Genomic DNA, 12,766 nt, shown 5'->3' with positions numbered 1-12,766 from the left:
GCTTTAAAAACCAATAATAAAAAACTAAAAGTTCAATTTTAGCAATATAGCACATATTAAAAAGTCGACTAAATAAAATAGGGTATTAGTTTATATAGAATTAATGAAGTTAGTTAGGTTTTTATCTCTTTCTAACTTCATTTTTTTTCGTAGTCTATGCCTGGCCACATGAACACTTCCAAGTGATATTCCCAATAAATATGACATTTCTTTCCCAGTAAAATTTAGTTTTATCAAAGCGCAAACCTTAAGATCAGCTGCACTTAAATTGGGAACTTTTTCCTGTAAACGCTCATAGAAACCTATGTTTTGAGAAACAAAACGTTTGTTAAAAGCGTCCCACAAACTTTCGGATTGATTTTCAATGGATTTAATTAAAGATTTAGAACTTGTTCCAATGTCATTCTTTTTAATATAAGAACTTAGCTTTTTAATAATTTCATCCTTTTCTATTAGTTGAAGCGTATTAGTGGTTAGTTCCTTGTTTTTTACATCAATTAACTCCTGTGAGCCTTTTTCAATTTTCTGATGTTTTAAATGTTTCATTCTAGATCTAATGATCAACACAATTATGATGCAAATAAAAATGACCACAAATAACAAAATTCTAAACCTAAGTGCTTCTTGAGTGCGTTCTGCCAATTCAGCATTTTGCCTATTAATTTGAGCGTTTTTTTTATCAATCTGCTCTTTATATTGATTTCTTACGGTTAAAAACCCTGCGTTATCATCATTTCTTGGATTTAAATATTGGTCATTTATAATAGAAGCTTCATTAAGTTTCTCGTATGCCTTTTTGTAGTTGCCTCTATTAAACATTAACTCCGCATATTGTGAATTAATAAAGGAGCGATAGAAAGTAACTTCGTTTAAGTAATCCGTAGCTCCAAAGGATTTTTCAAAATACTGTATGGCTAGCTCATAGTTTTTTTGTTTTTGATAAATTGAGGCTATTCTAGCATACAAGATGGTTAGGAAGTTTTTATGAGTATTATATGCTTCAGGTTTTAAATCTTCAATTTTAAATATAGAATTTTGAAGCAGGCCTAGTGCCGTATGATAATTAGTTTGCCATTCTTCAATACTCGCTCGCTTTTCGTCTAAATAGATTTGATGAATGTGGAATGTGCCAATTTGTTTAGATAGTGTAGAACAACTGTCTATGTATTTTTCTAGAGAAACTTCATCAACTATTCGCTGATGATACATGATTAAATTATAATAGGACTTTAAAACATCTAAAGTCGAAGACGTTCCATTTTTTAATGCAATTTTATACAGTTTATGGGCTTTTTTAAAATTAAACCCCGCATCATCATCTTGCTTAAACATATAGCTTAAAACACCCAACTCTTCATGAGACTTTGCTATTAAAAGCGTGTCTTTTAATTCTTCAGCTATAAAAAGTGCGGCTCCTGCTTTTTTAAAAGCATTGTCGTAACTAAGAGTAAATCTACCATAGGCACTCTGAGTTAATAAACAATTTATAAGGTTAGTAGCGTCTTTATTCGCTCTAGCGTCTTGTTCAGTTTTATTGAGGATGTAAGTAATAGAATCTAAAGATGTGGTTTTAGCAATAATATCAAAATTAAAGTAACTCTTAAACTGCTGCCCATGTAAGCTTGTTATAAGTATTAAATTAATTAAAAAAGTAATTGTTATGCTATTATTTTTTGTATTTAAAATTTTGATATTCAGTTATTTATGAGTTTTTCTAGTAAAATGTATATTAAGTTGTAAATTTAATAAAAATATTCAATGTTAAGTTTTTGTAACCTTGATTTATACAGATTTATGCGGCTTTCGGGGTATCTTTAAAGAACCAATTTAAACTAAGTGAAATGAAACAATTGCTTCTTGTGCTATTAGTTCTTATGATTTTTAGTTGTGAGCATAAAGCTAGTATTACGGCAAATAATACCATTAAGAAACCTAATATATTATTTATTGGTATAGATGATTTACGACCGGAATTAGGATGTTATGGTTCGGATATTGCAATAAGTCCAAACCTAGATAAATTTTCTACCCAAGGGCTTCAATTTAATAAAGCTTATTGTCAACAAGCTATTTGCGGCCCCAGTAGAGCAAGTCTTTTAACAGGTATTAGGCCAGAAACCAATGGAGTATTTCATAATTACATAAAGTTTAGAGATACAAGCCCCAATGTTGTAACACTACCACAACATTTTATGAACAATGGCTATGAAACAGTGTACTGCGGAAAAATTTTCCATCATGGCGACTTGGATGATGAAAAATCTTGGAGCAGATTGCCTTCAGTAGATAGTATGAAAGCTAAGGGTGTAAAAGATCCTGTTGGTTTTGCTCTAGAAGAAAACTTAAAGGAACGAAGTGCAACTCGTAAAGCCATGTTTAAAACATATGGAAAAGTAGCCCGATATGGTTTGGCTATGGGGAAAGCATATGAAAGTGCAGACGTGCCTGATAATACATATTCAGATGGGTACAATACCGAAATGGCTATTGCAACAATGCAAGATATGCTCGCTAAAAACCCAGATAAACCTTTCTTTTTGGGTCTCGGGTTTAATAAACCACATCTAAACTGGGTTGCTCCTAAGAAGTATTGGGATTTATATAAGAGATCTGATATTAAGTTATCAAAACAAACTGTTGCACCTAAAAATGTTGCTCAAGTTGGATTGCATCCATCTTTTGAATTACGTGTTAGAAGTGGAATTCCGAAAATAGGAGAGATAGAAGATGAATTGGCTGTAACGCTTAAACATGCATACCTAGCTTGTGTAAGTTATGTAGATGCACAAATAGGAAAGATGATAGCCGCTTTAGAAGCCGCTGGTGTTAGAGATAACACAATTATTATTATTTGGAGTGACCACGGTTGGCATTTGGGAGATATGGGTATTTGGGGAAAGGCAACTAACTACGAAATTGCCACAAGAGTTCCTATGTTAATTTGGACGCCAGATATGCTCAAAGAAGCACAAGGTAAAAAGACAGAAGCTTTAGTAGAATTAATAGATATGTACCCTACACTTTGTGATTTAGCAGGAATAGAAACACCAATGCATGTGGAGGGAACAAGTTTTAAACCTCTCCTTAAGAATTCTAATAAAACATGGAAAGGCGCTGCGTTTAGTCAGTTTCCATCCCCAGCCTTAAGAGAATGGGGAGCATTTCCTATTCGTCCTGCAATGCGAGAAACATATTTTGGACCACTTCTTACTGAAGTGGAGCAAAAAATTAAGAATCAACAAAAAGCGACTTGGAACAGAGATCTGTTTGAAAACCATTTAATGGGGTATGCCATGAGAACGCAACGGTATAGATTGATTTTATGGAAGGACAGAACTAACAAATCTAAAAAACCTGTTTTTATTGAATTATATGACCATATGGTAGACCCTAACGAAACAAAGAATATTGCGGAAGAAAATCCAGAATTGGTAGAAAAATTAGTCCAACAATTTAATAGAGGTTGGAAAGGAAATAGACCCATCTAAAAATTGACGGTAAGCGACTTTAATTGAACGCATAAACACATAAACACTATATAATTAAGCTTATTTTGAAATAAGCGTATCGTAAACGATATGAAAAGAAGAGATTTTTTTAAAAAAGGAACAACAGCAGCCTTAGCTGCGGGAGTAGTTCCAATTATTGCATCATCTTGCGCTACATCAAAAGCTATTATTGATGATAGAAAAAAAGATAAATGGTATCATTTAGGGACTGGTAAAAAAGCCATTCCCGAAAGAAAGATAACAAAGGATTTTGAGGTGGCTGTTATTGGAGGAGGTGCTGCAGGAATTTGTGCCGCAGTAGCTTCTGCCAGAAATGGTTCTAAAACAGTATTGGTTCAAGACCGACCAGTTTTAGGAGGAAATGCCTCTAGTGAAATGCGCGTACACCTAAATGGGGTAAACAGCATTAAGGGAAAGGCTGAACGTGAAACAGGTATTATAGAAGAATTGCTTTTACATAATAGGTTTGAAAATGAACAGGAATCCTATCCAGTTTTTGATCATGTAATGTATGATTTTGTAATTAGAGAGCCCAATTTAACATTGATGATGAATACGCAAGCTGTGGAAGCAATAATGGATGGTAATAAAATTAAATCAGCAAAATGTTGGCAAGCAACCACAGAAACACTTTTTACAATAAGAGCTTCTATTTTTATAGACTGTTCGGGAGATGGGCTGTTGGGAGCTTCGGCAGGAGCTGAATATAGAACAGGTAGGGAAGGAAAGGCAGAATTCAACGAGACCTATGCACCAGATGAACCAGATGGATGGCAAATGGGAGCAACGCTTTTAATGTCCTCAAAAGATATGGGTAGACCAATGCAATACAGTCCGCCATCCTACGCAATAAAATATACCCATGAAGATGCACATCCTAGAAGAAGCTTTAAATGGTTTCAAGATGGTATTTGGTGGATTGAAGTAGGTAGTAAAGGTGATATTATAGCCGATGCCGAAGTTAACAGACATAAATTAATGGGGTATTTGCATGGTGTTTGGGATTATATTAAAAACTCAGGTAATTTTCCAGAAGCAGAAAATTTAGCACTAGATTGGGTAGGTTCTTTACCTTCTAGAAGAGAATCGCGCCGATTTATTGGAGATTATATTGTTTCTGAAAAAGATATGACAGAACATAAACATTTTAATGATGCCGTTGCCTATGGAGGTTGGTCTTTAGATGAACATAACCCTGGAGGAATTGAAAATATTTCGGAACCGCCAAGTTACTTTCACTATCATTTTAAAAAAATATATGAATTTCCTTTTAGGAGTTTGTATTCAAAGAATGTATCTAATTTAATGTTTGCTGGTAGAAATGTTAGTCAGACACATATTGCATTGTCTTCTTCAAGAATTATGGCAACATGTGCGCTAATGGGGCAAGCCGTGGGAACCGCAGCAACTATATGTAATAAGAAAGGTGTTTTACCAAGAGATGTTGCTAAAAACTATATATTAGAGTTACAAGAGCAGTTAATTAGAGATGATGCATTTATTCCTAATAGACCAGCAAATGATGCCAATGATTTAACTAAGTCAGCAAGTTTAATTTTTTGCTCTACCACTACGTCGGGAGATGCAAAGAACTTGCTTAACGGTATTTCTAGAGATATTGATGGTAACATAAATCACTGGCAATCTGATGGCTTAAATGCAGAAGTTCAATTAGAATGGGAAACGGCAGTTGAAATTTCGACAGTAGAACTTAAATGTGATACTAATGTGAAACGAAACATCATGATGCGCAAGGATAGTAAAAATGATGAACTCTATGGAAACCATGTGCCTATTGAAATGCTTAAGTCCCTTAGTGTGCACGGACGAGTTAATGGCAAATGGCAAGATTTAGGAACTATTGAAGCTAATAGAACAAGACTTATAAAATTCAACTTTAAACCCTCTAAGGTTACCGCAGTCAAATTAAAATTAAAAGACACTTACGGAGCTAAGAACATAAAGCTTTTTGAAGTGCGTTGCTATGCATAATGATTCATAAATTAAAAATTATAACGCTTTTTTGTCTTCCGTTTTGGATGTTATTTTCCTATTGGAGTAATACTAACAATGGCATAAATGAAACCATTGAGATTTATCATGAAGTTGAAGTGAAGCATCCGGGAGAAAAAGAATTAGTAGCTACAATTCTAACCGAAATAAAAACAAAAGACAGTATTACCATTGGGTATACTATGGATGTGGTTTCGGTTATATGTCTTGAAGAGGTATGTAAAGTAATTCCTGTGACAATATATTGGGATGAAGTGGGAAAGTATCAAAAATACAAAGTAGCAAAAGGTGAAACCCTAGAAAAATATGAGGCAGATTTATTTGAACCTCAGGACTATGTAAAACTAAATTCTGTTTTGGCAAATGAAAACTCGCCATTTAAAGATGTACTAATTACAGAAGTCTTATCTGTTGTTGAACATGGCGATGTTGATGCGGTTTCTGGAGCTACCGCTTTACAGCTAGATGAAAAAGATACCGTTCCCGGTGCAGCATTAACTTGTTATACATTGTGGCATTGGGCCAATGGTAGTATTATTGAAATTATTAAAAATAAAACAGGTGAAAGTGCTTCCAATCAACAGCTTCTAAGTTTTATTGAAAGTAATGATGAAATATATTACCAAGTTGCCTTAAATGAGTTGGCTAAACGAGGGACGTATTCACCAGAATTTGTTGAAATCATAATCCAAAAAGCTTCAGACAATCCGAATTTAATAAAGACTTGTATTCAATATTTGGAAAAAGTACCGCAAGAGGTTTATGAAACAGCATTAAAATCAATATTTATAAAAAGTGATAAACGTCAAAGAATAGCTGTTTTACGATCACTTCAGTACAGCAAGCACAACATTACTACAGAATATTTAGACAGTTTTGGAGAAGAAATACATCACTTAAAATCATTTCAAGAGTTTTCTGTTTTTCTGAGTGTTATGGAGGAAAAGAATCCTAATTCAGAAATTATAAATAGTGCTTTGATTCCTCTTTTACAAGCTGATTTTCTAATTGCACGACGGGTGTATTGGTATCTACAAAATCAGAAAAATTTAAGTGAAACCGAACAACACCAATTAGATGGTTTTATTAAGAAATATTCAGATAAATTATGATAAGTTTTTTAATATGTATAGCAGTTTTAGTTGCAGGATATTTTGTTTATGGTTCTTTTATAGAACGCAAGTTTGGAATTGATAAAAACAGACCCACACCCGCAATTTCTAAACAAGATGGTGTTGATTTTGTTCCACTTAAACTTGGGAAAATATTCTTAATTCAATTTTTGAATATTGCAGGCTTGGGGCCAATCTTTGGTGCTATTGCAGGTGCGCTTTGGGGACCAGTTGCATTTCTTTGGATTGTCCTAGGAACAATTTTTGCCGGCTGCGTACACGATTACTTTTCTGGAATGTTATCCATTAGGCATGGTGGTGATAGTATTCCAGAAATTGTTGGAAAATACCTTGGTAATGGTATGAAACAATTTATGCGAATTTTTGCTGTTGTGCTTTTAATTTTGGTGGGCGTTGTATTTGTAAAAGGGCCTGCTACGATATTACACGGGTTAACAGGAATAGATGTTTCTATATTAGTAGCATGCATATTTTTATATTATGTTTTGGCAACCATGATTCCTATTGATAAACTAATAGGGAAGGTGTATCCTATTTTTGGGTTTTCACTTTTAGTAATGGCAGTCGGACTTTTTGGTGCGTTACTTTTTCAAGATTATACGATTCCAGAACTATCCATTAATAATTTGGTAAACATGCATACAAACCCTAGTGACTATCCTGTGTTTCCTATGTTGTTTATAACAATTGCTTGTGGTGCTATTTCTGGATTCCATTCAACCCAATCGCCACTAATGGCACGCTGCATTTCAAATGAAGCACACGGAAAAAAAGTGTTTATCGGAGCCATGGTAACAGAGGGCATTGTAGCGCTTATTTGGGCGGCAATAGCAATGGCTTTTTTTGGAGGCGTAAAAGAACTGGGAACTACTATGGCAGAAGACGGACATAATGCTGCATGGGTGGTGAATACAATTTGTAATACTACTTTAGGAAAGCTTGGTGGTATTTTGGCTGTGTTTGGTGTTATAGCTGCCCCTATAACTTCTGGGGATACAGCTTTTAGAAGTGCACGTTTAACTATTGCAGATTCATTTAATATCAATCAATCCAAATTAGTGAAAAGGTTAGTTGTAACAATCCCTTTATTTTTGGTAGCACTAGCTTTAACTAGAATTGACTTTGGAATTATTTGGCGTTATTTTGGCTGGTCTAATCAAATGTTGGCAACTGTAGTGTTATGGGCGGCGGCAGTATATATGAAACAACAAAATAAGAAGGCATGGTTTATTTTAATTCCAGCAGCATTTATGACGGCCGTTGTTACCGCATACATATTAGTAGCCCCTGAAGGATTTAAACTAGATTATCAATTATCTTATACCATTGGAATTTTGGTGTCTTCTGTCTTAAGTATTTGGTTTGTATCGTTTAAGGTAAATGTGAAAACTTCTATTCAAGAAGTAAAAGCTTAACACTTTTTAAGATTTATAATCCTTATATTTCAGCTTTAAACACAAAATTAATGACCCACGAGTTAAAGCAAATCATAGAAGCAGCTCTTCAAAATCAGGATAATGGAAAACAGAGTGTTCTGGCATCTGTGGTTGATCTAGAAGGATCCTCTTATAGAAAACCAGGAGTTCGAATGCTTATTACAGAAGATGGTGCTATGGTTGGTGCGGTTAGCGGTGGTTGTGTTGAAAAGGAGGTTCTAAGAAGAGCTCAATCCGTATTCTTATCTGGAGAATCTAAGGTTATGGTTTATGACGGACGTTACCGTTTAGGTTGTGAGGGCTCACTATATATTTTAATTGAAACCTTTTTTGTTTCAGAAGAACTCAAAACCGCATTTTTTCATAATATAGAAAACAGGAAAACAATTAATATTGAATCTTATTTTAAAAAAGAAGATGACGCTATTGGTTATTTTGGATCAATAATAAGATTTGAAAATAATAGAGAATTTACTTTTTCAGAGATGTTCAAGCCAACTAAGATACAGGCTGAATTAAACATCTTTTCTCAAACATTACCACCTTGTTTTAAGTTATTAATTATTGGTGGTGAGCATGATGCCGTTAAACTCTGTAAAATGGCCTCTTTATTAGGATGGGAAGTAGATGTGGTAACATCTATGAGCGACCCAAAAGTATTGCATGATTTTCCTGGAGCTAAAAGTGTTATTGCTAGTACTCCAGAAGCTTTCAATACCTCTAAAATAGATTCTGAATGCTCAGTTGTTTTGATGACCCATAATTATGCTCAAGATTTACGATATCTTTTAAAACTGAAAGATTGTAAACTAGCTTATATTGGTATTTTAGGATCGGTTAAACGAAGACAGCAGCTTCAAAGCGAATTATTTGAGTACATAGAAGATTTAGAAGAAAGTCTTCTAGAAAGTATTCATAGTCCCGCAGGATTAAACATAGGAGCAGTTACACCCGAAGAAATTGCTTTATCTATTCTTTCTGAAATTTTGGCGGTTAATAGAAACAGGGAACCTTTTTCTTTAAAAACTCTTAATGGTAAATTACACTGTTAAGTGAATGTGTCTATTATAATATTAGCAGCAGGTGCCGCTTCCAGAATGGGGAAACCTAAACAATTACTTCCGTTTAAAAATTCTACACTTTTAGAACATTCTATCTCACAGGCTTTAAACTCTAAGATTAAAGAGGTGTATTGTATTTTAGGAGCCAACTCTGAGAACATAAAAAAGACGGTTTCTAGTAGTCAAATTACTTTTATAGATAATCCTAAATGGAAAGAGGGGTTAAGTACTAGTATTGTTAAAGGAATAAATTACCTAGAAACATTAGAAAAAACCTTTGATGCCGTTTTAATAATGCTCTGTGACCAACCGTTTATAAATGCACATTATATTGATTTGCTTATGGATACCTTTGCCAAAAATCCTAAAAGTATCATAGCTTCAAATTATGGTGGCAAGCATGGTGTTCCGGCTATTTTTCCGAAGAAGACTTTTCAATACCTTGCAAAGTTAGAGGGAGATAAAGGTGCTAAGGAAGTATTAAATAACGGTTTTTTTAATGTTATTTCTGTTACTCCTAAATCAAAAGAAGTATTAAAGGATATAGATACTCCTGAAGATTATGAGTCTTTAAATAAAAATTAATCTAATGCGTTTTTAGTCACAAACCATCTCCAACCAATTATGGCTAGTTGTAGCTTAGTTGCGTTTGCAAGATCTAATCTTTTTTTTGTGTAGCTTGGTAAAATCACTTTGTTAATTTTTGCTAAAACTTTAAAAACTTGCTTTTTCATTTTAAACCTCTTTGTGAGGTTAAAAATAGTAAAACTTATTCTAGACTAAGTTTTACTTTTTTAATTGATTTAGATTGAAGTGATAATTGTGATTACTAAATCAACTATTACTTTAACAGCAGTCATCATATTTATATAAGGTTTTAGGGTTAGTAAAAAGTGTTTTTTTATCAATGTTTTTTTAAGATATATAATTGGAAATATGTCTTCCAAATGTTTTGCTGAAAATCGATGAAATTGAATGTAGAATTGTAAGTAAAAAAATAAATTTAGTTTCGATTATTTAGTGACTCTCTTTATTTAAGTTTTTATATGTAATTTTTAAATGTGTTTTTTGTTTTGTTTTGTAACATTTATAGGGGCTTTTTGATAGTGTTTTTAAAAACCAAGGGGCATTTTATTTTCAAAACATGACTTTTATCAGTTTTTATGTTTTTAAATAATTTTTTTTCATAAAAAAAGCACCCTTAAAAAGAGTGCTAAAACTAGATTGATTTATAGATTAGTTTTATTTCTTGGTAGTTATTTCAATGACCCCGTTTTTACCTTTTTCTCCATATTTATCTTTAGCTGCATTTCCTTTTAGTACTTCAATATGTTCTATATCTTCTGGTAATAGCTTATTAGTTTCTTCTATAGAACTTTCTTTTCCGTCTACTATAAAAAGGGTGTTTTTATGAATTGTTTCTGTTGTTCCATTTGGAAGGGTTATCCCCGTTGATACTTTCCAAGGGCTATTATCCTTATGGTTCACCTTTTCATCTAAATCTTTTAATGTTGGGGAATCATTTTCAGAAGAAATTTTCCAAGCGTTTTTATTTTTTGAAGCATTGCCATAACCAATTACTTTTAAATTGTTGAAATACGTAGAGTCATTATTTATATTCCTGCCAACAGAGACTTTCAAAGGGTTATCATTTGTGTTTTCATTAGACTTAGTGCTTATTATTATAACACCATTTTTGTTTTGGCTTCCATAGATTTTAGTAGCATGTTCTCCTTTTAATACATCTATACTTTTTATATCATCGGGATCTAATGTTTCAATTTTACTTTTATCTACCTTTTTACCGTCTAAGATGTATAGAGGATTTACAGAGTCTCCGGTTAACCTGAATGTTAGAGGAGGATCATTTATATCTTTTGTTTTTACTACCATTACACCATTTTTTCCTTTATCTCCGTATTGGTTAGTAGCATGATCGTCTTTTAAAACATAAATGGAATGAATCCTATTTTTATCAATCTTTTCGAAATCCTCCTTTTTTACTTCTTTTCCATCCACAATAATTAAAGGAACTTTAGCTCCTTTTTCATTGCTAAAAAATGAGATTTTTTCTGATGTTATTTTGTCCTTTTTGTCTTTTGATTTATTCTTTATAATTATAAGGTCTTCTTCTGTATTAGTAATTACTTCAACATGTTTTTCAGCATCTTCTCCCCTTATAATTTGAGCATCTTTATGACGTTTAATTTTAACATACTTCCCATGTTTGTCTTTTGTTTTCCATGTAACTGTATCTCCATTTACAATATGGATGTTTTCTTCAGTATCATCACTTCCCTCTTTTAGGATGAAAACATTTTTGTGTTTTCCGGATGTGCTAATTTTATGTTTACCATTATTGGAAAAGAATATGATATCATCATGATCTTGAGCAGAACCTATACTTATTGATTTACCATTGTTGTCAATAACTATTTTTATCGATTTAATTGGTTCATCAGAACTGGTGTTGTAGTTAGCGTTAGAATGTTTTGATTTTAAATCAATTTTAATAGCAACTATTTCATTGTTACTATTGCGCTTAATACCTTTAAATTTTGACGTTACGCCATTTTGTTTTAAAGTTTTAATTAGTTGGTCAAAGTCGGTATCAGAAAAGTTTTTACTTATTAAAAAAACTTGATTGTCTTTTTTATTGAACAATTCACCTTGAATGAAATTAGTAACCCAGCCATTTTTATGTGATTTATTTTCTTCTGAATAGATATCTGTATTTGTTTGTTCTTCGGGAATAGTTTTGGCATCAATAAAGACTTCTTTTGTATTAAAACTCATTAAAAAGAAGGCAAGCACAGGAAGTACTAGAGCGTATTTTAAAAGATTTGATTTTTTAGATTTAGATTTATGTAACATAACGATTCGTTTTTTGATTAATGAATTGTAAAAATTATTGGTTAATGCCAATGGATTGGTTGGAACGCTTGTTTTTAATAAAGTGTATTGGTAGCTTTTTTTACAACTAGCATTTTTCTGTGCATTATAATCTGCTATGAACTCTAAGTTCTGTTTAATGTCTTTAATGTATAACCACATAAACGGATTAAACCAAAGTACAACACAGGCCAATTGCGTAAGAAGAATATCTATGGAATGATATTGACGTGCATGCACTTCTTCGTGATCTAAAATTTGTTGTAGTTCGGTTTCATTAAAAAGTGAAGGATTATATACTATCCAATTAAAAAAAGAAAAAGGAGATGTGTTTTTTGAGCTTTTTACATAGCGAAACTTTCCAATTCTGGAACTTTTGTTTTTAATAAGCAAGGATGCAATAGATGAAAGCTGAAGGAAGAGTCTAGTAAAAAATACAACAATGCCCAAAGCGTATACATAAAAGAGAATGTCTGTATAATTTAAGGGCTCCTCTATAGGTTGTTCAGAAGGCACATTGTTAAATACAAAATTATCTAAAATAAGAGGTGGGCGTTCTATGTAAATGGGAATAACAATTAATGGAATTAGAAACGCAGATACTAACCCTAAAAGTAAAAACCCTCGGTTAGATTCAAAAAAGGTGTCCCGTTGTAGAAACAGCTTATAGCAAGCATAGAATATAATTATTATGGCACTAGCCTTTAGTAGATACTCCATAA

At 32.7% G+C, this 12,766-nt stretch carries 9 protein-coding genes; 6 read left to right on the top strand and 3 right to left on the bottom strand.

Annotation, left to right across the window (positions count from 1 at the left end; translation table 11 throughout):
* Window positions 1-90: 90 nt before the first annotated feature.
* Window positions 91-1,332 carry a tetratricopeptide repeat protein gene (locus tag FUA24_RS01400; protein WP_148539722.1) on the bottom strand — a complete coding sequence of 414 codons (1,242 nt, stop codon included), beginning with the start codon at window positions 1,330-1,332 and terminating at the stop codon, window positions 91-93.
* 509 nt (window positions 1,333-1,841) lie between these two features.
* Here FUA24_RS01400 and FUA24_RS01395 point away from each other — a divergent pair.
* The 6 genes from FUA24_RS01395 to FUA24_RS01370 all read left to right on the top strand — a co-directional run bounded on the left by FUA24_RS01395 (window position 1,842) and on the right by FUA24_RS01370 (window position 9,737).
* A complete protein-coding gene (locus FUA24_RS01395; RefSeq protein WP_148539721.1) occupies window positions 1,842-3,488 on the top strand; it encodes a sulfatase in 1,647 nt (548 codons plus the stop codon).
* Between the two features lie 90 nt (window positions 3,489-3,578).
* Entirely contained in the window at window positions 3,579-5,501 is a 1,923-nt protein-coding gene (locus tag FUA24_RS01390) for an FAD-dependent oxidoreductase (RefSeq protein WP_148539720.1), read from the top strand.
* Complete coding sequence (locus FUA24_RS01385) at window positions 5,501-6,634, top strand: hypothetical protein (RefSeq protein WP_148539719.1); 1,134 nt, start codon at window positions 5,501-5,503, stop codon at window positions 6,632-6,634. Before FUA24_RS01390 ends, FUA24_RS01385 begins: the two co-directional genes overlap by 1 nt.
* Window positions 6,631-8,070, top strand: a complete 1,440-nt coding sequence (locus tag FUA24_RS01380) for a carbon starvation CstA family protein (RefSeq protein WP_148539718.1) — start codon at window positions 6,631-6,633, stop codon at window positions 8,068-8,070. Before FUA24_RS01385 ends, FUA24_RS01380 begins: the two co-directional genes overlap by 4 nt.
* 50 nt (window positions 8,071-8,120) lie before the next feature.
* Complete coding sequence (locus FUA24_RS01375) at window positions 8,121-9,143, top strand: XdhC family protein (RefSeq protein WP_148539717.1); 1,023 nt, start codon at window positions 8,121-8,123, stop codon at window positions 9,141-9,143.
* 6 nt (window positions 9,144-9,149) lie between these two features.
* Window positions 9,150-9,737 (top strand): nucleotidyltransferase family protein, encoded by a 588-nt coding sequence (locus FUA24_RS01370; protein WP_148539716.1) that lies wholly within the window; start codon window positions 9,150-9,152, stop codon window positions 9,735-9,737.
* On the opposite strand, the gene FUA24_RS01365 is transcribed toward FUA24_RS01370, so the two are convergent.
* Window positions 9,734-9,886, bottom strand: a complete 153-nt coding sequence (locus tag FUA24_RS01365) for an SsrA-binding protein (protein ID WP_148539715.1) — start codon at window positions 9,884-9,886, stop codon at window positions 9,734-9,736. The two genes, FUA24_RS01370 and FUA24_RS01365, sit on opposite strands and share 4 nt — an antisense overlap.
* 508 nt (window positions 9,887-10,394) lie before the next feature.
* Window positions 10,395-12,764, bottom strand: coding sequence for a M56 family metallopeptidase (locus tag FUA24_RS01360; protein WP_148539714.1), 2,370 nt, complete (start codon window positions 12,762-12,764; stop codon window positions 10,395-10,397).
* Window positions 12,765-12,766 lie beyond the last annotated feature (2 nt).

Source organism: Seonamhaeicola marinus (assembly GCF_008085455.1).
This window is presented reverse-complemented; position numbering and strand designations above follow the sequence as displayed.

Bases quoted from the DNA above. Each gene is read 5' to 3' on its own strand.
- FUA24_RS01385 (WP_148539719.1), top strand. From the start codon at position 5,501: ATGATTCATAAATTAAAAATTATAACGCTTTTTTGTCTTCCGTTTTGG.
- FUA24_RS01375 (WP_148539717.1), top strand. From the start codon at position 8,121: ATGACCCACGAGTTAAAGCAAATCATAGAAGCAGCTCTTCAAAATCAG.
- FUA24_RS01395 (WP_148539721.1), top strand. From the start codon at position 1,842: ATGAAACAATTGCTTCTTGTGCTATTAGTTCTTATGATTTTTAGTTGT.
- FUA24_RS01380 (WP_148539718.1), top strand. From the start codon at position 6,631: ATGATAAGTTTTTTAATATGTATAGCAGTTTTAGTTGCAGGATATTTT.
- FUA24_RS01390 (WP_148539720.1), top strand. From the start codon at position 3,579: ATGAAAAGAAGAGATTTTTTTAAAAAAGGAACAACAGCAGCCTTAGCT.
- FUA24_RS01365 (WP_148539715.1), bottom strand. From the start codon at position 9,886: ATGAAAAAGCAAGTTTTTAAAGTTTTAGCAAAAATTAACAAAGTGATT.
- FUA24_RS01400 (WP_148539722.1), bottom strand. From the start codon at position 1,332: ATGTTTAAGCAAGATGATGATGCGGGGTTTAATTTTAAAAAAGCCCAT.
- FUA24_RS01360 (WP_148539714.1), bottom strand. From the start codon at position 12,764: ATGGAGTATCTACTAAAGGCTAGTGCCATAATAATTATATTCTATGCT.